18 protein-coding genes and 5 pseudogenes are annotated in these 25,168 nt (G+C 54.2%); 14 read left to right on the forward strand and 9 right to left on the reverse strand.

Annotated features, from left to right (window positions below; translation table 11 throughout):
• The first annotated feature begins 75 nt into the window (after window positions 1-75).
• From ACQ86O_RS05105 to ACQ86O_RS05165, 13 genes and pseudogenes are all read left to right on the forward strand, one after another.
• Window positions 76-639, forward strand: a complete 564-nt coding sequence (locus tag ACQ86O_RS05105) for a DNA-3-methyladenine glycosylase I (RefSeq protein WP_431224376.1) — start codon at window positions 76-78, stop codon at window positions 637-639.
• Window positions 615-1,097: an N-acetyltransferase gene (locus ACQ86O_RS05110; RefSeq protein WP_431224377.1), complete on the forward strand. Its 483-nt coding sequence runs from the start codon at window positions 615-617 to the stop codon at window positions 1,095-1,097. The genes ACQ86O_RS05105 and ACQ86O_RS05110 overlap by 25 nt, the downstream gene beginning before the upstream one ends.
• Window positions 1,098-1,165: 68 nt before the next feature.
• On the forward strand, window positions 1,166-1,897 hold the full coding sequence (locus tag ACQ86O_RS05115; protein ID WP_431224378.1) for a MurR/RpiR family transcriptional regulator: 732 nt from the start codon (window positions 1,166-1,168) through the stop codon (window positions 1,895-1,897).
• 176 nt (window positions 1,898-2,073) lie between these two features.
• Entirely contained in the window at window positions 2,074-3,582 is a 1,509-nt protein-coding gene (locus ACQ86O_RS05120; protein WP_431224379.1) for a PTS transporter subunit EIIC, read from the forward strand.
• 27 nt (window positions 3,583-3,609) lie between these two features.
• A pseudogene (locus ACQ86O_RS05125) lies at window positions 3,610-5,045 on the forward strand (6-phospho-beta-glucosidase).
• A 298-nt stretch (window positions 5,046-5,343) separates the two neighbouring features.
• Complete coding sequence (locus tag ACQ86O_RS05130) at window positions 5,344-6,006, forward strand: OmpA family lipoprotein (RefSeq protein WP_431224380.1); 663 nt, start codon at window positions 5,344-5,346, stop codon at window positions 6,004-6,006.
• A 127-nt stretch (window positions 6,007-6,133) separates the two neighbouring features.
• Window positions 6,134-7,168, forward strand: coding sequence for a LacI family DNA-binding transcriptional regulator (locus ACQ86O_RS05135; protein WP_431224381.1), 1,035 nt, complete (start codon window positions 6,134-6,136; stop codon window positions 7,166-7,168).
• A gap of 156 nt (window positions 7,169-7,324) precedes the next feature.
• Window positions 7,325-8,083 carry a sugar phosphate isomerase/epimerase family protein gene (locus ACQ86O_RS05140; RefSeq protein WP_431224382.1) on the forward strand — a complete coding sequence of 253 codons (759 nt, stop codon included), beginning with the start codon at window positions 7,325-7,327 and terminating at the stop codon, window positions 8,081-8,083.
• A complete protein-coding gene (locus tag ACQ86O_RS05145; RefSeq protein ID WP_431225654.1) occupies window positions 8,083-9,027 on the forward strand; it encodes a sugar kinase in 945 nt (314 codons plus the stop codon). The genes ACQ86O_RS05140 and ACQ86O_RS05145 overlap by 1 nt, the downstream gene beginning before the upstream one ends.
• A gap of 89 nt (window positions 9,028-9,116) precedes the next feature.
• Window positions 9,117-10,385: an MFS transporter gene (locus ACQ86O_RS05150; RefSeq protein ID WP_431224383.1), complete on the forward strand. Its 1,269-nt coding sequence runs from the start codon at window positions 9,117-9,119 to the stop codon at window positions 10,383-10,385.
• Window positions 10,386-10,553: 168 nt separating this feature from the next.
• Window positions 10,554-11,531, forward strand: coding sequence for a glyoxylate/hydroxypyruvate reductase GhrB (gene ghrB, locus ACQ86O_RS05155; RefSeq protein WP_431224384.1), 978 nt, complete (start codon window positions 10,554-10,556; stop codon window positions 11,529-11,531).
• A 342-nt stretch (window positions 11,532-11,873) separates the two neighbouring features.
• Window positions 11,874-13,939 (forward strand): annotated as a pseudogene (locus tag ACQ86O_RS05160) (alpha-amylase).
• A gap of 134 nt (window positions 13,940-14,073) precedes the next feature.
• Window positions 14,074-15,327, forward strand: a complete 1,254-nt coding sequence (locus ACQ86O_RS05165; protein ID WP_431224385.1) for a valine--pyruvate transaminase — start codon at window positions 14,074-14,076, stop codon at window positions 15,325-15,327.
• A 40-nt stretch (window positions 15,328-15,367) separates the two neighbouring features.
• On the opposite strand, the gene ACQ86O_RS05170 is transcribed toward ACQ86O_RS05165, so the two are convergent.
• The 3 genes from ACQ86O_RS05170 to ibpA form a co-directional block, all read right to left on the reverse strand.
• Window positions 15,368-17,026 carry a putative transporter gene (locus ACQ86O_RS05170; protein WP_431224386.1) on the reverse strand — a complete coding sequence of 553 codons (1,659 nt, stop codon included), beginning with the start codon at window positions 17,024-17,026 and terminating at the stop codon, window positions 15,368-15,370.
• A 165-nt stretch (window positions 17,027-17,191) separates the two neighbouring features.
• On the reverse strand, window positions 17,192-17,620 hold the full coding sequence (gene ibpB, locus ACQ86O_RS05175; protein WP_431224387.1) for a small heat shock chaperone IbpB: 429 nt from the start codon (window positions 17,618-17,620) through the stop codon (window positions 17,192-17,194).
• A 135-nt stretch (window positions 17,621-17,755) separates the two neighbouring features.
• Window positions 17,756-18,169 (reverse strand): small heat shock chaperone IbpA, encoded by a 414-nt coding sequence (gene ibpA, locus ACQ86O_RS05180; protein ID WP_431224388.1) that lies wholly within the window; start codon window positions 18,167-18,169, stop codon window positions 17,756-17,758.
• A gap of 370 nt (window positions 18,170-18,539) precedes the next feature.
• On the opposite strand from ibpA, the gene ACQ86O_RS05185 reads away from it, so the two are divergent.
• Complete coding sequence (locus ACQ86O_RS05185; protein WP_431224389.1) at window positions 18,540-18,887, forward strand: YceK/YidQ family lipoprotein; 348 nt, start codon at window positions 18,540-18,542, stop codon at window positions 18,885-18,887.
• A gap of 11 nt (window positions 18,888-18,898) precedes the next feature.
• Here the strand turns inward: ACQ86O_RS05185 and ACQ86O_RS05190 are convergent.
• The 6 genes and pseudogenes from ACQ86O_RS05190 to dgoR all read right to left on the reverse strand — a co-directional run bounded on the left by ACQ86O_RS05190 (window position 18,899) and on the right by dgoR (window position 25,158).
• Window positions 18,899-20,183: pseudogene (locus tag ACQ86O_RS05190) on the reverse strand (DUF3748 domain-containing protein).
• A 46-nt stretch (window positions 20,184-20,229) separates the two neighbouring features.
• Window positions 20,230-21,521, reverse strand: a pseudogene (locus ACQ86O_RS05195) (MFS transporter).
• Window positions 21,522-21,827: 306 nt separating this feature from the next.
• Window positions 21,828-22,975, reverse strand: a pseudogene (dgoD, locus tag ACQ86O_RS05200) (galactonate dehydratase).
• Complete coding sequence (locus ACQ86O_RS05205) at window positions 22,972-23,589, reverse strand: 2-dehydro-3-deoxy-6-phosphogalactonate aldolase (RefSeq protein ID WP_431224390.1); 618 nt, start codon at window positions 23,587-23,589, stop codon at window positions 22,972-22,974. The pseudogene dgoD and the gene ACQ86O_RS05205 overlap by 4 nt, the downstream one beginning before the upstream one ends.
• Window positions 23,573-24,466 carry a 2-dehydro-3-deoxygalactonokinase gene (locus ACQ86O_RS05210; protein WP_431224391.1) on the reverse strand — a complete coding sequence of 298 codons (894 nt, stop codon included), beginning with the start codon at window positions 24,464-24,466 and terminating at the stop codon, window positions 23,573-23,575. Before ACQ86O_RS05210 ends, ACQ86O_RS05205 begins: the two co-directional genes overlap by 17 nt.
• Window positions 24,463-25,158: a D-galactonate utilization transcriptional regulator DgoR gene (gene dgoR, locus ACQ86O_RS05215; RefSeq protein WP_431224392.1), complete on the reverse strand. Its 696-nt coding sequence runs from the start codon at window positions 25,156-25,158 to the stop codon at window positions 24,463-24,465. Before dgoR ends, ACQ86O_RS05210 begins: the two co-directional genes overlap by 4 nt.
• Window positions 25,159-25,168 lie beyond the last annotated feature (10 nt).

Consider the following 25,168-nt stretch of genomic DNA (forward strand, 5'->3'; position numbering starts at 1 on the left):
CCCTCCATAGACTTGCCAAGCTGGCAGCTTCAGGTGATATTAGCTGTAAATAAACACAGCATAAGGAACAGCAATATGAACAGTGAACGTTGCGGTTGGGTGACCACCGATCCGTTGTATCTTGAGTATCACGACAAGGAATGGGGTACACCAACCACCGACTCGCGCGAACTATTCGAAATGCTGTGCCTGGAAGGCCAGCAGGCTGGCCTTTCCTGGATCACTGTGTTGAAAAAGCGTGAAAACTACCGCCGCGCCTTCCATAACTTCGACCCACAGCGCGTCGCGGCGATGACCGAACAGGACGTCGAAACCCTGCTGCAAGATAGCGGGATCATCCGCCATCGCGGCAAGATTGAAGCCATCATCACCAACGCCAGAGCCTATCTGGCCATGGAAGCGGCGGGCGATAACTTTGTTACCTTTATCTGGCAATTTGTCGAAGGCAAACCGCTGCTGAATAAATGGCAGGCGCTGAGCGAAGTGCCTGCCAAAACGGAACTTTCCGATGCCATGTCCAAAGCGCTGAAAAAGCGCGGTTTCAAATTTATCGGCTCGACCATCTGCTATGCCTTTATGCAGGCCAGTGGGTTGGTGAACGATCACGTTACCAATTGCCTGTGCTATCCAAAACAGTGAAAGACGAGATCCGCATTGCCTGCCCGGCAGACCTTGAGCCGCTGATGGCATTGTGGTTGGCAAGCACCACCCGCGCCCATCCGTATGTGGCAGCAGATTACTGGCAACAAAGTGCCCAGGTGGTGCGTGAAAGCTATCTGCCACGCGCCAGAACCTGGGTTTACCTGCATAACGGGCAGATTGTCGGTTTTATCAGCGTGCTGGATGAGCGTTTTGTTGGCGCACTGTTTGTAGAGCACCTATTCCACGGCAAGGGAGTGGGAGCAGCGCTGATGGCGTACGTGCAGCAATCCCACGCCTGGTTGAGTCTGGAAGTGTACGAGCAGAATCTGCGGGCCTGCGGTTTCTATCACAAGCACGGCTTTCGTGTAATGCAGCGCCAGTTCAACCAGGAGACCCAGGCCTATACGCTGATCATGAACTGGGCCAGTGCCGAACTGCAACCCCCCGAGCCGTAACGGGCAGGCTTTGTCATCCCTGCCCGCTTCTGGTACTTTGGCGGCTTACCTTGTCAACGGGATCCCGCATGTTTACCCATATCGCCTTATCCACGCTCAACGGACTCGAATTGATGGTGTATAACTACGTCATCAAAAATAAAGACCAGGTAATGTATATGACCATCCGTGAACTGGCGGATGGCGCCAAGGTATCCACCACCACGGTATTGCGTTTTTGTAAAAAAATGAACTGCAGCGGTTATTCAGAATTCCGTATTCGCTTTAAATTATATCTGGAGCAAGAGGATAAATTGTTGCCAACCTCCGGCGTCAGCGAAATTGTCAGCTTTTTCAAAAGTATTAATAACGAAGAGTTTGAGCAGTTAATTACTCGTGCCGCTGAACATATCACCGCAGCAGACCGTATAATTTTTGTCGGGGCGGGCACGTCTGGTACTTTGGGTAAGTATGGTGCACGTTTCTTCTCTAACGTGGGCAAATTCAGCAATTATATTGATGATCCCTATTACCCGATAAGCACCGATATGTATAAGAACGCAGTGGCGATTATTTTATCCGTCTCCGGAGAAACGCCGGAGATCCTCAAACTGGCCAGCCAGTTCAGCCTGCATAACTGTAAAATAGTCAGCCTCACCAATAGCGAAACCTCTTCACTGGCACGCATGGCGGATTTCAATCTCTCTTATCATATGCCGCAGATCCGGATTGCCAGCGAGTATGATATTACCACTCAGGTACCGGTAATTTACATGCTGGAAGCTATTGGAAAAAAGCTGGCCAAAAATCTCGGGCACTAATTGTATATTTAAAAAACACCAAAATAACATGCTGTTTTTTAATTGTGACAAATCACTTTGGTGCTATTTTGTTATATAGTGACAATCCTTTCCACTTTGCTACTATCCTGAATTGAACTCACCGGATGTCTTATAAAAAGCCTTTTTTCTGTCCCCCCACAGATGGAGTTACGTTGATGGCAATTAATTATGCTGATTCAGCAAAAGAGATCGTGCGCCTGATTGGCGGTGATAATAATGTGATTAATATCACACATTGCGCTACTCGATTGCGGTTTGTATTAAAAGATAATAGCCAGGCAGATAAAGACACTCTTAAACGCGTTAAAGGCGTTATTACCGTCATCGAATCCGGTGGCCAATTGCAGGTAGTGATCGGTAACCACGTCGGTGATGCCTATCAGGAAGTGCTCAAGCTTATCAACGTGGATGAAAATACGGACACCCGCGCACCGAATGTCGGTATCGTCAGCCGCTTGATGGATATCATCTCCAGCATCTTTGCCCCTTTCCTCTATCCCTTGGCCGCCTGCGGGGTATTGCAGGGGTTAATCTCGCTGTTTGCCGCCCTGGGTTGGATGGATCCGGCCAGTGGTACTTATCGTATCCTGAACTTTGTTTCTTGGACCGGTTTCACCTTCCTGCCGGTAATGGTGGCTTTTACAGCGGCAAAAAAATTCAACGTCAACCCTTTCACCGCGGTCATTGCCGCCTGTGCGTTGGTCTCACCAGACTATATGAACATGCTCACCGCCAATAAAATCCTGTTGGTGAACTCGGCCGATCCGGCCATGCAGGCGCTGATGCAGGAGGCCGTTAATAACCCGCAGATTGCCCGGGTGCTGGCAGAAGTCGCGGGTATTCCGATTAACGCCGATCCGCTCACCTTCCTGGGCATGCCGATACAATATCTCAGCTATACCGCTTCGGTGATCCCCATCATCCTGATGGTCTGGATCATGTCCTACGTGCAGCGTTTTTTTGAACGTATTCTGCCGCTGGTGATCCGTAACCTGTTCACACCGATGTTCTGTATCGCAATTATGGTGCCGCTGACGCTGCTGGCCTTTGGCCCGATCGGCAACATGATTGGCGGCGCGATCGGGGGCGTCTACAACACTCTGTATCACCTGAGCCCATCCATTGCCGGTTTTGTGGTTGGTGCAATGTGGATGCCGTTGGTGACGCTAGGCGTTCATTGGGGGATCACCCCGGTCACCGTGGGCAACTATGCCACCCTGGGTTATGACACCTTTACCGGCCTGCAAGCCTCACCGGTATTTGCCATGGCCGGTGCCGTGCTCGGCGTTTATCTGAAATCCAAAGACCCGGAAATGAAGCGCGTGGCGCTGTCTGCGGGCATGACCGGTCTGTTTGGCATCACCGAGCCCGCGATTTACGGCGTGGCCCTGCGCCTCAAACGGCCCATGATTTGCGGCTGCCTGGCCGGGGCAATAGGCGGTTCGATTGCCGGGGCTTTCAATGCAGTGTCCTGGAGTTACTGCCTGCCGGGCATTGCCGTGCTACCGGTATTCTTTAAAGAGGGGCACATGCCACAGTTCCTTGGGCTGTTGCTGTCGATCAGCGTGGCCTTTGTTCTGGGGGCCGTGTTTACCTATTTGGCTGGTTTCAAAGAAGACTTACCGGCCAAAGCGACACCGCTCACCAAGCCTGAAATGGCATAAATTCATCGACACAAGAGAAGCAGAGTTATGAAGAAACAGTTACCGGAAGATTTCCTGTGGGGCGGCGCAGTGGCGGCGCATCAGGTTGAAGGCGGCTGGGATCAGGGCGGCAAAGGCCCAAGCATTGTTGACGTACTTGCCAGCGGTGCTCACGGTGTAGATCGGACCATCACCGACGGTATTGAGCCGGGTTATCTCTATGCCAACCACGACGCGGTGGATTTCTATCATCGCTATAAAGGCGATATCGCGCTGTTTGCCGAAATGGGTTTCAAATGTTTTCGTACCTCGATTGCCTGGTCGCGCATTTTCCCGCGGGGGATGAGCTTGAGCCAAACGAGGCTGGGCTGGCGTTCTACGATAGCCTGTTTGACGAGTTGCTGAAATACGGCATCGAGCCGGTGATCACGCTTTCACACTTCGAGATGCCGTGGCATTTGGTGAAAGAGTACGGCGGCTGGAAGAACCGAAAAGTGGTGGATTGCTTTGTGCGCTTCAGCGAGGTAGTGCTCAAACGCTACCAGCACAAAGTGAAGTACTGGATGACCTTCAACGAAATTAACAACCAGCGTAACTGGAAAACCCCGCTGTTCGGCTATTGCTGCTCAGGAGTGATCTTCACACAAGAGCCCAATCCGGAAGAGTGTATGTATCAGGTGCTGCATCACCAGTTTGTCGCCAGCGCTCAGGTGGTGAAGTTGGGGCATGCCATCAACCCGGCACTGCAGATCGGTTGCATGATTGCCATGGTGCCGCTGTATCCGTTCTCTTGTAACCCGGACGATGTGATGCGCGCGCAGGAAGCCATGCGTGAACGCTTCCTGTTTGGCGATGTGCATATGCGGGGCTATTACCCTTCGTACATTGTTAACGAGTGGCAACGCAAGGGGTATCACATCCAGATGGAGCCGGAAGATGAGCAGGTGCTGCGCGAAGGCTGTGCCGACTATATCGGCCTGAGTTACTACATGAGTAACGCGGTGCAGGCCGATGCCGTTGGCGTTGGCACCGCGCTGGCTGGCTTTGAAGGCAGCGTACCGAACCCGTATGTCAAAGCCTCTGACTGGGGTTGGCAGATCGATCCGGTTGGGCTGCGCTATACGCTCAATATTCTGTATGAACGCTATCAGAAACCGCTTTTTGTGGTTGAAAACGGCTTTGGCGCGGTGGATAAACCCGATTCTGAAGGGAAAATCCACGATGACTACCGCATCGCCTACCTGCGTTCCCACATTGAGCAGATGAAGAAAGCAGTGATCGAAGACGGTGTCGAACTGATGGGTTACACCCCTTGGGGTTGCATCGACTGCGTGTCCTTCACCACCGGCCAGTACAGCAAACGCTATGGCTTTATCTATGTGGATAAGCACGACGATGGCAGCGGCACCTTCGCCCGTTCCAAGAAGCAGAGCTTTGACTGGTATCGCCGCGTGATTGCCAGCAACGGCGAAAGTTTGACCTAATCGTTGTTAACGCCCCTCTCAACCTTTGAGAGGGGCTACTTATCCGAAAGTCCGGCTCTCTCCCTGCTGATTCAGTTTTCTCTGGTTCCCTTTCTGTCATTTGATGGCTAACTTGCCCTGCCGGAAACGCGTACTTTTTTACAGGTACATAATTTGTCACGCTTTTCCCGGAACTGCCGACCAGAAAGCACGTCTTATTAGCGCTGTACTTTGAGCGCTCGCTGTAGAATGCCGATGATTTAGCACACCCATATTGGGTTTGCGCGCGCAGATCTCACTGCCACTTAAGGAAGAAACAATGAAAAAACGCATTGCGATTATTGCTGGTGCAGTAGCCGTAACCATGGCGCTGTCAGCCTGTACCACCAACCCTTACACCGGGGAATCAGAAGCCGGTAAATCCGGTATTGGCGCTGGCGTTGGCGCAGCTCTGGGTGCCGGTATCGGCGTGCTCTCTTCATCGAAAAAAGACCGCGGCAAAGGCGCACTGATCGGTGCCGCCGCAGGGGCCGCACTGGGTGGTGGTGCCGGCTATTATATGGATGTGCAGGAAGCCAAACTGCGTGACAAGATGAAAGGGACCGGCGTCAGTGTGACCCGCCAAGGCGATAATATCGTGCTGAATATGCCCAATAACGTCACTTTTGATACCGATAGCAGCACGCTGAAACCGGCGGGCGCCAATACCCTGACCGGCGTGGCGATGGTTTTGAAAGAATATGAAAAAACCGCCGTCAACGTGGTGGGTTACACGGACAGCACCGGGGCACGCGCACATAATATGACGCTGTCGCAACAGCGTGCAGACGGAGTGGCCAGCTCACTGATCACCCAAGGGGTAGCGGCCAACCGTATCCGCGCTACCGGTGCTGGCCCGGATAACCCGATTGCCTCTAACAACACCGCGGAAGGCAAAGCACAAAACCGCCGCGTTGAAATAACCCTCAGCCCGCTGCAGTAATACCCTGCGGGGCCTGGCCCCGCATTTTCATTTCCGCCACGCCGGCCCACATCCTGACATCGGTCATTCCCGGCTTTGCACCGGGTGTGTTAGTCTCCTTGGCAATCAAACACCGGGGAGATCGGCTGTGAGCAATGATAAAACCACGCGCACTTCAGTACGCGCCACCATCAGCGATGTAGCAAAGCACGCCCAAACGGGTAAAACCAGCGTGTCGCGCTATCTCAATGGTGAAAAACATTTGCTCTCCGACGCTCTGAAGCAACGTATCGAAACCGCGATCCAGCAGCTCGATTATCGCCCAAGCCAGATGGCCCGCAGCCTGAAAGGTGGGCAAACGCGGCTGATTGGACTGATCATTGCCGATATCACCAACCCCTACTCCGTCGACGTCATGCGGGGTATCGAAGCCGCCTGCCGCCTGCACGGTTTTACTTTGCTGGTCTGTAACACCAATAACGAGGTCAATCAGGAGCAGCATTACCTGCAACTGCTCAGCAGTTACCGGGTGGAAGGTATTGTGGTGAATGCGGTGGGCATGCGTGAGGATGCACTATTCATGCTGCAACAATCGATGCTGCCGATGGTGCTGATCGACCGCAAAATCCCGGATTTCGCCTGTGATGTGGTGGGTTTGAATAATCCGCAGGCAACAACTACCGCCACGGAGCACCTGTTGCAGCAAGGTTTTGAAGCCATTTTGTTCCTCAGTGAACCGATTGGCACCGTTAATACTCGCCTCGAACGGCTGGATGCTTTTCGCCAGACCATGGCCAAGCATCCGGATTTATCCGCCGAACAGGCAGAAACCCCGCTCAGTGACGGTAAAAACCTGGAAGAAGTATTGCAGGCTTTCAGTACGCGCCACCGGGGTATGCGCAAAGCGGTGATCTCCGCCAACGGCGCTCTCACGTTGCAGGTTGCGCGCGCCATGCGCCGCCTAGGCATGCAATGGGGCAACGATATCGGCCTGCTGGGGTTTGATGAACTAGACTGGGCAGAGCTGGCGGGCGTCGGTATCACCACGCTGAAACAACCCACTTACCAGATAGGCCACGCCGCATTGGAACAACTGGTGCAGCGTATCCAGGGGATGGATGCACCGGTTAGCGAGCAGGTTTTCTCCGGCGAACTGATCGTGCGCGGTTCAACCCAGCGCTAACCTTGTCCCCAGATGGGGCTCCTCATATCGGCTATTTTTCAGCCAACTCCGTGACTGCGATCATACTTCTTCATTCTGCCACTTCTCAATGGAACCGGTTCCATTTACCGTGATGGCATCAATAGCGGTGGCGATCCTCCCACCTCAGGAGCCCATATGAAGCAAGAAATCATCGTAGTGACCAACGCCTACGGCAGCGAAAAAGTCCAGCAACTGGGTGGCCAGGCGTCGCTGTTGCCGCTTATCGCCAACGCAGGAGCAGATGGCGTGGAGATCCGCCGTGAACTGCTTTCTCCGCAGGAACTGGACTGCCTGCCAGCCCTGGCACAGGCACTAGAACAGCATCAGCTCTGTGCAGTCTATTCAGCGCCTGAGGCGCTGTTTACCCCTCAGCATACCCTGAACCCCAACCTGCCAGCCTTTTTGGCAGAAGCGCAAATTCTGCGCGCCAGCCGGCTCAAGCTATCTCTGGGCCATTACCGGCCAGGCTTTGATTTTACCGAATTGAAAATAGTGCTGGAGCAATACCCAACCCAATTGATGGTCGAAAACGATCAAACTGCAGACTGCGGCATTCTGCCGCTGCTGAACGCCTTTTTCCATGCGGTCGAAGAGAACTCACTGCCGGTTGGCATGACTTTCGATATGGCTAACTGGCATTGGGTGGGGCAAGACGCCTTGGCCGCCGCAGAAAAGCTGGCGCATCAGGTTGGCTATATTCATGTTAAAGCCGCAACCCAAGGCCCTCGCGGCTGGCGGGCGATTGCACTGGATGAGACCGAGGGTAGCTGGCGCAAGCTGCTGGCCCGCCTGCCGCAGGATGTGCCACGTGGCATCGAATTCCCGCTACAAGGCGACAATCTGGAAGCGGTCACTCGTCACTACGTCGAACTTTTACGGTCGGAGCAAGCATGATGACAGCATATCCCCCGTTAGACGTGGTGACACTGGGCGAAGCCATGGCGATGTTTGTGGCAGCAGAAACCGGCGATCTGGCCGAGGTAGAGAACTTTACCAAGCGTATTGCCGGGGCCGAACTGAACGTAGCGATCGGGCTGGCCCGCCTGGGCCTGAGCGTCGGCTGGGTTAGCCGGGTTGGCAATGATTCCTTTGGCCGCTTTACGCTGCAACAGCTGCAAAAGGAGGGCATCAACGCCCGCCAGGTTAGCGTTGATGGTCATTTTCCAACCGGTTTTCAGCTCAAATCTAAAAACACCGATGGAACCGATCCCATTGTAGAGTATTTCCGTAAGGGATCAGCGGCCAGCCATCTTTCCACTGCCGATTTTAACCGCGACTATTTTGCCTGCGCGCGCCATTTACACCTGAGCGGCGTGGCTGCGGCCTTATCCCCCCAGTCTTTGGAGCTGTGCCATTTCGCCGCCCAAGAGATGCGTGCCATGGGCAAAACCATCTCCTTCGACCCCAACCTGCGCCCGGTACTGTGGCCTAGCCAGCAGGTGATGATCGACCAACTTAACAAACTGGCTTATGCCGCCGATTGGGTGCTGCCAGGGCTGAAAGAGGGCCAGATCCTGACCGGGCAATCTACCGCCGAAGGTATCGCCGATTTCTATCTGGAGCGTGGGGTGCAGGCGGTCATCATTAAAACTGGCCCGGATGGCGCCTGGTATAAAACGGCGGCAGGCGATCGTGCTACGGTTCCGGCGGTTAAAGTGACCAACGTCGTTGACACCGTGGGTGCCGGGGACGGCTTTGCTGTGGGTACATTGAGCGCCCTGCTGGAAGGCAAAACGCTGAAACAGGCGGTGCAACGCGGCAATAAGATCGGCTCGCTGGCAATCCAGACCATCGGCGACAGCGAAGGGCTGCCAACCCGGGCCACACTGGCGGAATAAATAATCCAACATAACCGGCTTCTCCACACGGCGCACGCCTCTGGCCCTACAACCAGGTTCGCCAGGAGAACATCTATAGGAACCTGAACATGAATACAGCAACCGTTGCGGCAAAACGCTGGTGGTACATCATGCCCATCGTGTTTATTACCTACAGCCTGGCCTATCTGGATCGAGCTAACTTCAGCTTTGCCTCCGCTGCCGGTATCAATGACGATCTCGGCATCACCAAGGGCATGTCGTCATTGCTCGGTGCCCTGTTCTTTCTGGGCTACTTCTTCTTCCAAATCCCCGGCGCCATCTATGCCGAACGCCGTAGCGTAAAAAAACTGATTTTCTGGTGCCTGATCCTGTGGGGTGGCTGCGCCTCATTAACCGGGATGGTGAGCAATATCCCGATGCTGGCGGCCATTCGCTTTATGCTCGGCGTGGTCGAGGCGGCAGTGATGCCAGCGATGCTTATCTATATCAGCAACTGGTTTACCAAGTCTGAACGCTCGCGTGCCAACACCTTCCTGATCCTCGGCAACCCGGTAACGGTGCTGTGGATGTCGGTGGTCTCCGGCTACCTGATCCACGCCTTTGGCTGGCGTGAAATGTTTATCATTGAAGGGGTTCCAGCGGTGATCTGGGCATTCTGCTGGTGGGTACTGGTGAAAGATAAACCGGCCCAGGTCGGTTGGCTGAGTGATGCAGAGAAGCTGGCGCTGCAACAACAGTTGGAGGAAGAGCAGAAAGGCATCAAAGCCGTGCGTAACTACGGCGAAGCCTTCCGCTCCCGCAACGTGATCCTGCTGTGCATGCAATATTTCGCCTGGAGCATCGGTGTGTATGGCTTCGTGCTCTGGTTGCCTTCCATTCTACGTAGCGGCATGCAGATGGGCATGGTCGAAGCCGGCTGGCTTTCTTCTGTGCCTTATCTGGCGGCGACCATTGCGATGATCGTGGTTTCCTGGGCATCGGACAAAATGCAGAACCGCAAGCTGTTTGTCTGGCCGCTACTGCTGATTGGCGCGTTGGCGTTCTTTGGTTCTTATGCCATTGGGCCAAATCACTTCTGGATTTCTTACGGCCTGTTGGTGGTTGCCGGTGCCGCCATGTATGCCCCTTATGGCCCATTCTTCGCCATCATTCCTGAAATGCTACCGAAAAACGTCGCTGGCGGTGCCATGGCGCTGATCAACAGCATGGGTGCGCTGGGTTCCTTCTTCGGTTCCTGGTTTGTCGGCTACCTGAACGGGGCCACCGGCAGCCCGGCAGCCTCTTACATGTTTATGGCGATTGCGCTGTTGGCCGCCGTAGGACTGACGCTGATCGTTAAGCCCACTAGCAACGAAGCTCAGCCAAAAATGGCCTGATCTCGTTATACTTTGTGTTCTATTGAATATAATGCCCAATGGATTTCAAGTTGCCGCTAGGCGGCAGATACGTACATCCCCCGGAGCTTACTAAGGTCAGTGACTGGGGGTGTGCTGATAGCCAACAACGCTGCAGCTTGCAAGACGAAGGGGATTTTGGAGTTTGTGATGAAACCATCCATTGTGTTGTACAAAACTATTCCTGACGATCTGCGTGAACGGCTGGACCAGTACTTCACCGTGCATGCCTTTGATGGCTTGCATCCAGATAACTCGGCAGCCTTGGAACAGGCCCTGCAACAGGCCGAAGGGATCCTCGGTTCCGGCGGCAAGATTGACGAAACCTTTCTGCAACGGGCACCTAAACTGCGTGCGGCTTCAACCATCTCCGTGGGTTACGACAACTTTGACGTCGAAGCGCTCAACGCCCACAACGTGTTATTGATGCATACCCCCACCGTGCTGACCGAAACCGTGGCCGACACCCTCATGAGCCTGGTACTGGCCAGCGCGCGCCGGGTGGTAGAAGTGGCTGAGCGGGTGAAATCGGGCGAATGGCAGGGCAGTATCGGGCCGGATTGGTACGGTGTTGACGTGCACCATAAAACTCTGGGTATCCTCGGCATGGGTCGCATCGGCCTGGCACTGGCGCAACGTGCACACTTTGGCTTTGGTATGCCGGTGCTGTATAACGCACGCCGCACTCATCAAGAGGCCGAGCAACGCTTCAACGCCCGCCGCTGCGATCTCGATACGCTGCTGGCCGAATCTGACTTTATCTGTATTACGCTGCCGTTGACCGACGAAACCTTCCATATGATTGGCCGTGAACAACTGGCGAAAATGAAGCAGAGCGGCATTCTGATCAACGCGGGCCGTGGCCCGGTGGTGGATGAGCAAGCGCTGATCGACGCCTTGCAGAATGGCACTATTCACGCCGCCGGGCTGGATGTTTTCGAGCAGGAGCCATTACCGGTCGACTCGCCGCTACTGAAGTTGCCTAACGTGGTTGCCCTGCCGCATATTGGTTCCGCGACCCATGAAACCCGTTATGGTATGGCCGCATGCGCCGTGGATAACCTGATTGCTGCGCTGACCGGCACGGTAAAAGAAAACTGCGTAAATATGCAATTACTGGAAAAGTAAGGTTTATCCGATGCCAGCTTGTTGGGGGCTGGCATCGCTTCGCCATAACAAGAAATGGCGCGGGGGTTCATCTGCTGATGCAGAATACGGGCAATCCGTTTGCCACAACCGCTTCAATTGATCGGCTGGCGAAAGCGTCAGGCTGCTCGCCGATAGTTGCGCGGGTTGTTCTCTGCCAAGAGTGCAAACGCTCATCTCTCGCGTCAATAAAACCCCACAAACCTCTCCCCCTTCTCCCTCCGCCCTCAATTTCCTGCCGTGGGATGAGGCGGTTTTTTCACTATCCATCAAACTGGCATTACCCTAGGATAAAAACGCTTCCTGCCACGAGTAAGGAGAGCCATGAAACGCCTGACCCTTCCCCTTTTGATGCTGCTTTCACCCGCAGCGCTGGCCAATTGGACACTGCAAAACTTCCCGGCCTTCAGTGAATCCACCAGCGGCCTGTTTACCAGCCAGGCCACGCTGCCCAAGGGCCAACTGCCGCTACAACTGTATCAGAACCAACAATGCTGGCAGCCCATCGGGGCGATAAAGCTGAACCAGACTCTCTCATTACAGCCTTGTGCCGATAACGCCCCAGCCAGTTGGCGGCTGTTTCGTGATGGTGATTATCAGGTACGTATCGATACCCGCAGCGGCACTCCCACCTTGCAGCTCAGCCTGAAAGCCGAACCGGAAAAAACCGTGGCCGCCGTGGCGCGGACTTGCCAACGCTGGGATGGTCAACCGATCACGGTAGCGGTTAAGGGGACTTTTGCCGAAGGCGAAACGGTGCGTGATTTTTACTCCGGCCAAACCGCCACCGTGGTTCAGGGCCAGATCCGGCTGCAACCGGCCGCCAACAGCGGTGGCCTGCTCTTGCTCGAGTCTGCCAACACATCACCACAGGCCGCCTTCAACTGGCACAATGCCACGGTTTACTTTGTGCTGACTGACCGTTTTGAAAACGGCAACCCCGCCAACGATCACAGTTATGGCCGCCGTAGCGACGGTATGCAGGAGATCGGGACCTTCCACGGTGGCGATCTCGCCGGGCTGACGCAAAAGCTGGATTATCTGCAACAACTGGGGGTCAACGCGCTGTGGATAAGCTCGCCACTGGAGCAGATCCACGGTTGGGTCGGCGGCGGCACCAAAGGCGACTTCCCGCATTATGCCTATCACGGTTACTATCATCTGGACTGGACCAGACTCGACGCCAATATGGGTAACGAGCAGGATCTGCGTAATCTGGTGGAACAGGCTCACCAGCGCGGGATCCGCATTCTGTTTGACGTGGTGGTCAATCATGTCGGCTACGCCACGCTGACGGATATGCAGCAATTCCAGTTCGGTTCGCTGTACCTGAAGGGCAGCGAAGCCGAAAAGACCCTGGGCAAACACTGGGGGGACTGGCAACCAGGAGCAGGCCAGAGCTGGCACAGTTTCAACGACTACATCAACTTCAGCGACAAACAGGGCTGGAGCCAATGGTGGGGAAAAACTGGATCCGCACCGATATCGGCGATTACGACTCTCCGGGTTTTAACGATCTGACCATGTCATTGGCATTCTTACCGGATATCAAAACCGAAGCCCCCGGTGCCAGCGGCCTGCCGCTGTTCTTCCGTAATAAACCGGATACCGCCGCACGCGAAATCCCGGGAGCCACCACGCGTGATTACCTGACCCTCTGGCTCAGCCAATGGGTACGTGACTATGGCATTGATGGTTTCCGCGTCGATACGGCCAAGCATGTCGATAAACCGACGCTGGCTCTGCTAAAACAACGCGCAACCCAGGCATTGGCTGAATGGAAGGCCGCTAACCCTAAGCAGGCGCTGGATAACTCCCCGTTCTGGATGACCGGCGAAGCCTGGGGCCACGGGGTGATGAAGAGTGATTATTACCAGAATGGCTTCGATGCGATGATCAACTTCGATTTTCAGGATCAGGCCTCACAGGCGCTGGGGTGTTTTTCTAATATCGATACCACCTATCAGCAAATGGCTGACAAGCTGCAGGACTTCAACGTACTGAGCTATATCTCCTCGCACGATACGCGCCTGTTTTTCGCCAACGATGCCAAAGGCTCCCTGCCTTTACAGCAGCGGGCGGCAAACTTGCTGCTGCTGGCGCCTGGGGCGGTACAGATTTATTACGGCGATGAAAGCGGTCGCCCCTTTGGCCCAACGGGTTCCGATCCCCTGCAGGGAACCCGTTCCGATATGAACTGGGGTGAACTGCAAGGGGCCAAAGCCCCCTTGCTGGCACATTGGCAGGTGTTAGGCCTGTTCCGTGCCCGCCACACCGCCATTGGCGCAGGGACACAGCAATCACAGCAAACCGCGCATTATTATGCTTTCAGCCGCCAGCATGACGGCGATAAGGTGATGGTGGTGTGGGCTGGCGATCGGTCACAATAATCCAGCGCATTATGCTGTAAAGTAAACGCCGGGCGATATCTATGCCCGGCGGATGAAATCTCTGACGCATTGCGCCAGCTTTTATCTGGCGGTATGGTGGGCATCTACCTGCCAATAACAATACTGCTGCATCTATGACTTTTTCACTTTTCGGCGACAAATTTACCCGTTACGCGGGCATCACCCGCTTAATGGACGATCTGAATGAAGGCCTGCGTAATCCAGACGCCATCATGCTTGGCGGCGGTAACCCGGCGCAAATCCCAGAGATGGCGAGCTACTTCAGGCAGCTATGCCAGGAGATGCTCGATCAGGGCAAACTGACCGAGGCGCTGTGCAACTATGATGGCCCACAGGGCAAAGATGCCCTGCTGAAAGCGCTGGCCAAGCTGCTGCAAGAACAGCTTGGCTGGCAGATCGAACCACAGAATATTGCACTAACAAACGGTAGCCAAAGCGCATTTTTCTACTTGTTCAACCTGTTCGCTGGCCGCTACGCGGATGGCAGCCGCCGGCGCGTGCTGTTCCCGCTCGCGCCGGAATACATTGGCTATGCCGATTCCGGGCTGGATGAAGGGCTGTTTGTCTCTGCCAAACCCAATATCGAACTGCTGCCAGACGGCCAGTTCAAATATCACGTCGATTTTGAACACCTCAATATCGGTGATGATATCGGCATGATCTGCGTCTCACGACCGACGAACCCTACCGGCAATGTGATCACTGACGAAGAGCTGATGAAGCTCGATCTGTTGGCACAACAGCGAGATATTCCGCTGGTGATCGATAACGCTTATGGCGTGCCGTTCCCGGGCATTATCTTCAGCGAAGCTACGCCGCTGTGGAACCCGAACATCATTCTTTGCATGAGCCTGTCCAAACTCGGCCTGCCGGGTTCACGTTGTGGCATCGTGATTGCCGACGAGAAAACCATTACCGCGCTCACCAATATGAACGGCATCATCAGCCTGTCCCCTGGCAGCATCGGCCCGGCCTTGGCCACCGAGATGATTGAACGCGGCGATCTGCTGCGTTTGTCCAATGAGGTTATCCGCCCGTTCTACAAACAGCGTGTCGAACAGACCATCAATATTATTCGCCGTTATCTTTCACCGGAGCGGTGCCTGATCCACAAGCCGGAAGGTGCAATCTTCCTGTGGCTGTGGTTTAAGGATCTGCCGATCACTACCGAGCTGTTGTATCAACGTTTGAAAAAGCGTGGTGTGCTGATGGTGCCTGGCCATTACTTCTTCCCGGGCCTGGAGCATGAATGGCCGCATACGCACCAATGTATGCGTATGAACTATGTACCTAATCCGGAAGATATTGAGCGTGGCGTGATGATCCTGGCCGAAGAGGTTGAGCGGGCGCATCAGGAAATGGTTTAAATCAGCAGGGGCTCTGCCAGCAGAGCCCCATTTTCTATCACTACATCGCCCAGAACAGTACCGCCAGCAGTTGCGGCGACATAATCCGCAGGAACATCGCCAACGGATACACCGTGGCGTAGGACAGTGCTGCAGCGCCGCTGGTTGGGTGCAAACCATTGGCAAAGGCCAACGCCGGTGGATCGGTCATTGACCCCGCCAGCATGCCGGAGAGCGTGAGGTAATTCATCTTGCCTACCACTCGGGCCAGAATACCCACGGTAATCAGCGGGATCGCGGTGATCAACGCGCCATAGCCTACCCAGGCCAGCCCTTCGCCATGCAGCAGGGTGTCGATAAAGTTGCCGCCAGACTTCAGGCCGACTACCGCCAGGAACAGCACAATACCCAGCTCGCGTAAAGCCAGGTTAGCGCTCGGTGGCATAAACCAGTAGAGTTTGCCGATGCTGCCGATACGCCCCAGGATCAACGCCACCACCAGCGGGCCACCGGCCAAGCCCAGCCGCAACGCCGCCGGGAAACCGGGAATAAACAGCGGAATGGACCCCAGCAACACCCCTAGGCCAATACCGATAAACACCGGTAGCATCTGCACCTGTTGCAGCTTCTGCTTGGCATTACCGACGATCGCCGCCACCGCTTCGATGGATTCAGGCCGCCCTACCAGGTTGAGGATATCCCCGAACTGCAGCGTAACATTGCTGCCAGCCACCAGCTCAACCCCGGAACGGTTGAGGCGCGAAATCACCACGTCATATTTCTGCTTCAGGTTCAGATCGCGGATTTTTTTGCCCAGCACCTTTTCGTTAGTCACCACCGCACGTACCACCTGCAGCGCGGTGCCACGCGTGGAGAGCGAAACGTCCACCTCTTCGCCGATCACCAAGCGGGCGTTTTCCAGCTTTTCACGCTTGCCGACCAGGTGCAGGAAATCCCCCAGTTCCAGCTTTTCGTGCGGGGCTGGCACCATCAGCAAATCGCCTCGTTTAAGGCGCGAACAGATAATGTCGTCGCTGTTGAGCATCGGCACGTTCTTGATCGCGATACCTTGCAGGTTGGGGTTACGTACCGCCACGTTCATCGTCTGCAGCAATTCGCGATTGTTACCCAGGCTGTTTTCGAATGCCTGCGCCTCCTGTTCGATATTGATGCGAAAGAACAGCCGGATCAGCCACATCACCAGCAGGATGCCGCAGATACCAAACGGGTAGGCCATCGCATAGCCCATCCCCATGCGGTTAACCAATAATGGATCAGAGCCCAGATCGGTGAGGATCTGCTGGCCAGCACCGAGTGCCGGGGTATTGGTGACCGCACCGGAGAACACGCCAAGAATAATCGGCAACGGCACGGCAAACAGTTTGTGGACAACTGCTGCCACCACCCCACCGATCAGCACCAGCAAAATAGCGAAGCCATTCAGCTTGAGACCGGAAACGCGAAGGGATGAGAAGAAACCAGGACCAACCTGAATACCGATGGTGTAAACAAACAGGATCAGACCGAACTCCTGAATAAAGTGCAGCATGTCGCCGTTGAGGCTGATTTGGTAAGTCTGTGCAAAGTGCCCGACGATGATGCCGCCGAACAAGACGCCGCCTATCCCTAAACCCACGCCATACACTTTCCAGTTTCCAATCCATAACCCGAGAATAGCCACCAACGCCAACATGCTGACGGTCAGGGCAATATCACTCATACGTCACATCCTTACCATAAGTTTAACAATCGGTATGCGCATAAAACTGTGCAATTAAAAGGGATTCTGACATAAGGCGCAGAGGGGGAATGTGGGGTGTACCACAGAATGCAACGGGGGAGGCCCGAATGGACCTCCCCCGTGAGTTTTTCTTTTTTCAGCCGGTTATTTAGCTTCCAGCCCCGGAGTGCTACCGATACTGATACGTTGTGGCTGCAAAGCTTCTGGTACATGGCGCACCAGATCGATATGCAGCAGGCCGTTTTCAAATTTGGCTTCGGAAACCTGCAGGTGCTCTGCCAGGGTAAACGTCAGGGTGAACTCTTTGCACACCAACCCCTGATGCAGATACTCCACCTGTTTTTCCGGCGGTGTTGGCTTGCCACGTACGGTCAGGCGTGGGCCTTCGACCTCAATATCCAGCTCGCTCTGCTTGAATCCGGCCAGAGCCAGGGAAATGCGGTAGTGGTTGTCGTCGCTTTTCTCAATGTTATAAGGCGGGAACCCTTGTGGTTCCTGGCCTCCCATTGAGCTGGCCAGTTTGTCAAAACCGATCCATTGACGCAAAAGTGGGGATAAATCGTAGTTACGCATAGTATAAACTCCTTCTAAGAAGCGAGATTTCTACCCGTCATCTTTCAAGCCGCAGCGTTGCTACCAAGCCGCCACTGAAATTCATAGGGTAACTTAAATTTTGCCCCCTAACGGCAGGCAAAGATTAAACAAGAATTATTTAATTTCGATCCGACGCGGCTTTAATGTTTCCGGCACGATGCGTTCCAGATCGATATACAGCAAACCGTTCTCCAGTTTGGCGCCTTTAATTTGAATATGTTCGGCCAGTTGGAATTTGCGCTCAAAATTACGCTCGGCAATGCCTTGATATAAATAGGTTCTCTCTGCAGGTTCATTATTATGCGCCCCGCGCACAATCAACAGGTTATCGTGGGTAGTAATCTCCAGTTCCTGCTCGGCAAACCCGGCAACCGCAATGGCGATGCGATAATGGTTTTCATCGACCAGCTCTACGTTATACGGAGGATAACCACCGTTACCCTGGCTTTGGCCAGCTTCAAGGGCATTAAACAGGCGATCGAAACCAATTGCGGAGCGGTATAATGGAGAAAGATCAAAGTTGCGCATAAAACAGCCTCCTAAGGCATTTAGCGAGGTTAATATCCGAGCCTTCCATTATGGACAGGCTATATGGCCAGAACTCCCTTGCGGCAAATTCTTAATTTGGCCTTGTAAATAAGATGGGGTTTGATTTCCGCATTTCAACAGTCGATGATCAAAAAATTGCCAATCGGAACGGCGAAAATTTGTTTATCACATACAATAAAGTGAGAAGGTCGCCACAGAGCTGGCTTTTTTTATCTTTTCACTGGTTCATTGAATGTTATACAGCCTTATGAATTTCAAGTTTCGGCCAGTGCGGGTAACCAGGCTGCGGCTTGAAAGGCGGCGGGATAAATCAGCAAATTTCAGAGGAGTAACGCCTCGGGATGGATAAATGAAATCAGTAAAAATGCTAGCCACCAGTTGCCTGCTGCTGAGCGCCAGCGGCTGCTCCAGCGTGATGAGCCATACCGGCGCCGATCAGGGTTATTATGCCGGCACGCGTGCTAACGTGAACATGATGAAAAATGATGATACCAGTTGGGCAATGATGCCACTGTTGGCGATCGATCTGCCCTTCTCGGCGGTGATGGATACCGTCTTGTTGCCTTATGACTACCTGCGATCGGACTCAGATAAAACGGCCAGTTCCCCCAGAGCCCGCATCCAGCACGATGAAGAACAGAATCTGGCTGCCAGCGGTAATCCTGGCCAGGGCATGACGACACCGCCAGCGCCTTGAGGCGATCCTGTTCAGTCAAGAAGCGTTGCCACAAAAATCTGGCTGAAACCTGCTATCTCGCGCATAAACGCCACGCTTTTGCCGTCTGGTGAAAATACCACTGCGTCACCCAACGGGGGTGCGGGGTACGTCGGGTCAGGCGCTGCATTTTGCCGCTGGCAACCTCGCACAACATCACACTGTTATCACAGACAAAAGCGATCCGCTCACCTTGCGGATGCCAGCTAAACGCCGATTGAATACTCTGTTTTGCCTGCGTTATCTGACGTGGTTCACCGCCATTAGGGGAAACTGACCACAATTGCACGATACCCCGTTCATCCTTCATCAGAAAAGCAATCGCGCTGCCGTCAGGGGAACTTCGCAACCAATGGCGTGGGGTAGTGGCAACCCCGGGATAACGGCGTTGGCTGGTGTTGGTCAACCTACGCTGCTGAACGCCCAACGGGGGGCTGGCAAAGTACTTTCGGTTCCCTGTAAGAGTTCACTACCGGGCTTGGCATAATCGGCATCATTTTCAGGCAGGTCGACCACAAAAACCTCTGGCAACCTATCTCCCTGCGCGCCAAGCGTATCACCGATAAACGCCAGCGCCCAACGCTGACGATGGCCATCGGGTTTGCAATAGCCTTGCTGGCCAATCCAGCCTTCTTCATAGGCCCGGTTAATCTGATCGCTACCGGGCTGCGGAGCTGGCGTGGTTGCACTGACCAGCACGCAATAATGGCTGCCGTCGTACTCACGCGGATGCTGTTTGGGAGGGTTCACGCCGTGCAATGGCACAGCAACACCGACATTGCGTAAGTCCAGTGCCGGGTCCCGCTCATGCATGACATGATCGTTATACGTGAAACTCAGGCGGCTGCCATCTGGGCTGAACACATGCACATGCGTACCACCACGCAGGGCGCCAGGAGTGTAGGGAGCGGTAATATCCATCGCATCGAGGGTGATCGCCAACTCGCGATCCGGCTCGCTGACAATCACGCCACGGCGGTGGTGAAAATCGTAATGCCAGGCGCTGTCCGGGTGTTCCGGGCCGTGAATAAACGCGTAACGTGCCGGGGCATCCGGGCTAACCGTTACCACCCCGACATGGGCACCGTGTTGCGCCTGGTAAACCACCTCCACCTTGCCACTGGCTACGTTTACTCGCTCAATGGTCAGCCCGCTAAAGGTCGCCCCGTTCGGGCGCACATCATATGCCAGCCATTGGCTGCACGGCGTCCAGACGTTGATATTGGTGAGTTGATGACCACGTGGGTCAAAAGTCAGTTGTTGTTCCCGATGGCGCATGGCGGCTCCTGTGCACAGGCTGGCATAGAACCGCCATAGTACCCGATCAGCCAACCCGTTTCACATCACCCACCAGCAGCAGATAAGACAAGGCACCTAACAGAGCAACGACAGAGATATAAATCAGCGAAGGTGCAAACCCATAATCCTGCGCCAGATACCCCACCACCAACGGTACGGTAATGCCCCCAGGCCCCCCACGAAGTTAAATACCCCACCGGTCAGGCCGATCAGGCGCACCGGGGCCAATGAAGACACCAACGACCAGGTGATGGAAGCAAAACCATTACCGAAGAAAGCCAAGGCCATCAATATCATTACCCATAGCGGATCGTTGGTATAGTTGGCTCCCATAATGCAAGTGGAAAGCAGCAACCCGCAGATGATCGGGGTCTTGCGCGCAAAACCTATTGATTTACCGCTACGTAACAGGCGATCGGCGACAAACCCGGAAAGCAACACGCCGAAGAAGGCCGCCAGGAAGGGCACGGTGGTCATAAAACCGGCGGTCAGCGCGGCAATGTGTTTTTCCTGTGTCAGATAGTTCGGGAACCAGGTCAGGAAGAACCACAGCGTGGAAGTGATGGCGAACTGGCCGAGATAGACACCCACCAATTTACGGTGGAATACCAGCTTCCAATCGGCAGCGGTCATCGCGACACGGGTTTTCTTCTCCGCGGCAACATCGCCATCAATGATGCCGCCACCGGCTTGAATATATTCGAGTTCAGCGCGGTTAACGCCTTTGCTCTTGCGTGGTGATTGATAAACAAAGTGCCAGATCAACGCCCAGACAATGCCGATGCCACCAGTAATAATGAATACCCAATGCCAGCTCAAGACTTCCTGTACCCAAATCAGCAACGGGGTAAGAAACGCCAGCCCGACAAACTGGCCCGAAGTATAGAAGCCAACGGCGGAAGCACGTTCCTGCTCTGGGAACCAACTGGTGACAATGCGGTTATTGGTCGGGAACGCAGGGGCTTCAAACAGCCCGGTAATAGCCCGCAGGCCTATCAACGAGCCCAAACCATTGGCGAATCCTTGCAGCAATGTGGCAATCGACCAGCCCATAATGGCGATGAAATAGGTCATTTTTGAGCCGACCCGGTCGAGGAACCACCCTCCCGGGATTTGGCAAAGGGTATAAGTCCAGGCAAAGGCAGAGAAGATGTAGCCCATCTGCGTTTTGCTGATGCCGAATTCCTCTTGGATATGGGCAGAGGCTACCGCCAGATTGGCGCGATCGACATAGCAAATCACCACGGTGACAAATATCATTAATAATGTCAGATAGCGGCGTTTGCTTTTTGGCGTTGAGGTTAATGTCATTTCCATAATTATTATTCCGTTATTTTCGGATTTAATATCGGCAGGAGTGTTATGTAGGGCACCTGCCAGAAGATGGCTTATATACTCAGAGTCTTTCAAACTGCAGCAAAACACTGAGCTGCAGTTTGAAATCCATAATGCATTTGTCTTTAAAAAACAGGTGGTAATATCATGACTACGCGTTAGTCATTGACTCATTAATAAAAAGGAATGCAATAGATCACTCTTATTTAATCGACAAGTTGACCCCTCGCAATAAGGCGATACAAAAGCGTGTATTATCAGGTTAGGTATTAATAATTTAAATCAGGCTTACCATTCCGCGACGGCGCCATCAGGATATCGCCATACCGGGTTACGCCAGTCAGTTACCTGTTTGCTGCGTTCGATCACCAGTTCTTCATTGATTTCCACGCCTAAGCCCGGTTTGTTTAGCGGGTAGAAATGGCCGTCGCTCATTTTGAAATCGTCCTTATTCAGCACGTAATCCAACAGTTCGGCACCCTGGTTGTAATGAATACCCATGCTTTGCTCCTGGAACACCGCGTTACGTGCGACAAAATCAATATGTAGGCAGGCAGCCAGAGCGATTGGCCCCAGAGGGCAATGTGGTGCCAGTGCCACGTCATAAGATTCCGCCATCGCTGCAATCTTGAAGCATTCCGTGATACCCCCGGCATGGGAAAGGTCGGGTTGTATAATCGCCAATCCCCCGTCCGCCAACACACGTTTGAAATCAAAACGTGAATACATACGCTCACCGGCAGCAATGGGGATATGCGTCTGGGCCGCCAGGCGAGGGTAATACTCTGCCTGCTCAGCCAATACCGGCTCTTCAATAAACAGCGGGCGATAGGGTTCCAACTCTTTGATCAACACCTTCGCCATTGGCGCATCAACGCGGCCATGAAAATCCAGGCCAAACTCAATGCTGTTACCAAAGGCTTCACGGATTTGCGCTACCACCGCCACGGCGGCATCGACTTTGCGCGCATTATCGATAATTCCCATCTCTTCGCAGCCGTTGAGCTTAAAGGTATCGAAGCCGATTTGCGTCAATTTATTGATGCCGTCAATCACGTCAGCAGGGCGATCGCCTCCCACCCAGCTGTAAGCCTTGATTTTGTTGCGCACCAATCCGCCCAGCAGTTGATATACCGGCACGCCCAGCGCCTTGCCTTTAATATCCCATAACGCCTGATCGATACCGGCAATGGCGCTCATCAAAATAGGACCGCCACGGTAAAAACCGCCACGATATAGCGTTTGCCAGATATCGTTAATTCGGGCCGGATCCTGGCCAACCACATATTCCGACAGTTCATGCACCGCCGCTTCAACGCTGCGTGCACGGCCTTCAATCACCGGTTCCCCCAGCCCACAATGCCTTCATCGGTTTCAATCTTCAGGAACATCCAGCGCGGCGGCAGCCGATAGGTCGTCAGTTTGGTTATTTTCATCGTGTCGCTTCCTTATAAGCTTGAACAAAAGCGGCGGCTTGCTGCGCGGTACGTTCGACCGATTGACCAGCACGATAAAGATCGCTGCCCAATCCTGCACCCACACAACCAGCAGCCAAATAGAGATGCAGGTTTTCCGGTGTGATACCGCCAACGGCAAAAACAGGTATCTGCGGCGGCAATACCGCCTTCAACGCTTTGATATAGTCCGGGCCAAAGGAAACCGACGGGAAGATTTTTAGCGCCTGCGCCCCCGCCTCCAGAGCATTGAATGCCTCGGAAGCCGTGGCACATCCGGCACAGACCGTCATCCCATGCTGCACGGCACAAGCGATCACTGCCGGTTGCGTATTTGGCGTCACCACCAGTTTGCTACCCAATTCCGCCAGTTCCTCCACCTGTTGCAACTGCAATACGGTGCCCGCACCAATCAAGGCCCGTTGGCCGAAAGTTTGCACCATATCGCCAATGCTCTGTTGCCATTGTGGTGAATTCAACGGGATCTCGATGGCGTCAAACCCGGCATCCAGTAATGCCTGCACATGCGTATGCACTTCATGCGGCGTGATCCCACGCAGAATGGCGATCAGCGGCAGCTCAGTCTTCCAGTTCATTCACAATACTCCTTATCCCGGATTGAAAAGCCCGATCGCCATCCAACATTCGGTGACGTATTCCGGCCAGATTCAGCGCCTGCGCATATCGCTCCCCCAGTTTCGGGTTACCGATCACCGTGAGGGCGGCCCCGGTTGGCAACGGATACTTACGTTGCATTTGGGCAACTTCATTGCCGATCAGCAGGCCGGATAGCCAGTCACTGACGGCACTTTTCTCCAATTTGCCAAGCACATGCGCCGCCCGGGTTTCAAACAGGCGGCAGACGAGATGCTCTTCGTCAAGCCCGGCTTCCAAGCCCTGGGTAAAAGCCTGGGGATCTGGCCGTTGTTCGGTTAGCCCTACGCCAATCAGTGAATGATTGAGTAACAGATGATGCAGTTCGCCGGTCATGACGGTACGGAAATCCACCAGGGTATCCCCCTCCATTTGCACCCATTTGCTGTGGGTACCGGGCATCACATAGAGCGTTGCTGGCAATTCGGCATAAGCGCCAATCAACTGAGTCTCTTCGCCACGCATAACGTTGCAATTGTCTGCACGTTCGACACAAATTCCTGGGACTATCCAGGCTTTTAGCGGTAATACCTGCTTCACCTCGGTTAACCGTTTGGCCACTTGCGTCAGGCGGGTCGGGCAAGGCAGATAAGGCACCTGCAACCACCCGGCGTTACTGCCAACCATCCCCGCCATCACCACCGGCAGCGGCTCTTGCCAACGCGCCATCAGTTCGGTGAAAACCTGCCGAGGGGACCGCCCCTCCAGACGGGTAACACCCGCTTCTGATTGCACACTGTCTACGCACTCTCCGTGCTCATAGCGCCAGGCACGCAGGTTGGTGGAACCCCAGTCAATCGCGATAAAGCTGTCACTCATGTAATGTCCTTCAGGCGTTTGGTCGAACTGGCAATCATCGTCAGCGCAGCCCGTTCTGCAGCATCCGCATCCTGATGACGGATAGCGTCATAGAGATCCTGATGCTCACGCAAGGTGCGCGGCATATTGTCTTCATCCGGCATATAAGTCCGTTCAAACACCGCTCGCTGTAGTGAACTGATTGCCACACTGAGCTGTTGTAAGACCGGGTTATGCACCGCCGCCAATACCGCTTCGTGATAACGGATATCGGCTTCGTTAAACAGCTCCCGCTGCTGGTGCAGGGCGATCATGTCGTTCAATGCCGCTTCTATCACCGCCAGATCGCTGGAGGTCGCTCGTTCAGCAGCCCAGCGGGCAATGGTCGGCTCCACCAGATTACGGACTTCACTCATCGCAGCGATCAGGCGCGGGTCGTAATCCTGTGCCAGCACCCAATTCAAAACGTCGGTATCCAGGTAATTCCACTGGTTACGTAGCGTGACGAACGCGCCACGATAGCGTTTCACTTCCACCAATCGTTTTGCCATCAAGGCGCGCAACACTTCACGGATTATGTTGCGTGAAGTCTGAAACTCTTCACACAGGTCAATCTCCGCTGGCAGAGCCGAGCCTGGTACATATTTTCCGCCAACGATCTGCTGGCCAATCTCAATGATGATGCGGTCGGTTTTACTGATCTGCTGCTTCATAAGCTCTCCG

The sequence above is a fragment of the Serratia sp. L9 genome, assembly GCF_050632285.1.
Taxonomy (GTDB): domain Bacteria; phylum Pseudomonadota; class Gammaproteobacteria; order Enterobacterales; family Enterobacteriaceae; genus Chania.

Bases quoted from the DNA above. Each gene is read 5' to 3' on its own strand.
- ACQ86O_RS05150 (WP_431224383.1), top strand. From the start codon at position 9,117: ATGAATACAGCAACCGTTGCGGCAAAACGCTGGTGGTACATCATGCCC.
- ACQ86O_RS05145 (WP_431225654.1), top strand. From the start codon at position 8,083: ATGACAGCATATCCCCCGTTAGACGTGGTGACACTGGGCGAAGCCATG.
- ibpA (WP_431224388.1), bottom strand. From the start codon at position 18,169: ATGCGCAACTTTGATCTTTCTCCATTATACCGCTCCGCAATTGGTTTC.
- ibpB (WP_431224387.1), bottom strand. From the start codon at position 17,620: ATGCGTAACTACGATTTATCCCCACTTTTGCGTCAATGGATCGGTTTT.
- ACQ86O_RS05120 (WP_431224379.1), top strand. From the start codon at position 2,074: ATGGCAATTAATTATGCTGATTCAGCAAAAGAGATCGTGCGCCTGATT.
- ghrB (WP_431224384.1), top strand. From the start codon at position 10,554: ATGAAACCATCCATTGTGTTGTACAAAACTATTCCTGACGATCTGCGT.
- dgoR (WP_431224392.1), bottom strand. From the start codon at position 25,158: ATGAAGCAGCAGATCAGTAAAACCGACCGCATCATCATTGAGATTGGC.
- ACQ86O_RS05140 (WP_431224382.1), top strand. From the start codon at position 7,325: ATGAAGCAAGAAATCATCGTAGTGACCAACGCCTACGGCAGCGAAAAA.
- ACQ86O_RS05105 (WP_431224376.1), top strand. From the start codon at position 76: ATGAACAGTGAACGTTGCGGTTGGGTGACCACCGATCCGTTGTATCTT.
- ACQ86O_RS05205 (WP_431224390.1), bottom strand. From the start codon at position 23,589: ATGAACTGGAAGACTGAGCTGCCGCTGATCGCCATTCTGCGTGGGATC.
- ACQ86O_RS05210 (WP_431224391.1), bottom strand. From the start codon at position 24,466: ATGAGTGACAGCTTTATCGCGATTGACTGGGGTTCCACCAACCTGCGT.
- ACQ86O_RS05165 (WP_431224385.1), top strand. From the start codon at position 14,074: ATGACTTTTTCACTTTTCGGCGACAAATTTACCCGTTACGCGGGCATC.
- ACQ86O_RS05185 (WP_431224389.1), top strand. From the start codon at position 18,540: ATGAAATCAGTAAAAATGCTAGCCACCAGTTGCCTGCTGCTGAGCGCC.
- ACQ86O_RS05130 (WP_431224380.1), top strand. From the start codon at position 5,344: ATGAAAAAACGCATTGCGATTATTGCTGGTGCAGTAGCCGTAACCATG.
- ACQ86O_RS05115 (WP_431224378.1), top strand. From the start codon at position 1,166: ATGTTTACCCATATCGCCTTATCCACGCTCAACGGACTCGAATTGATG.
- ACQ86O_RS05170 (WP_431224386.1), bottom strand. From the start codon at position 17,026: ATGAGTGATATTGCCCTGACCGTCAGCATGTTGGCGTTGGTGGCTATT.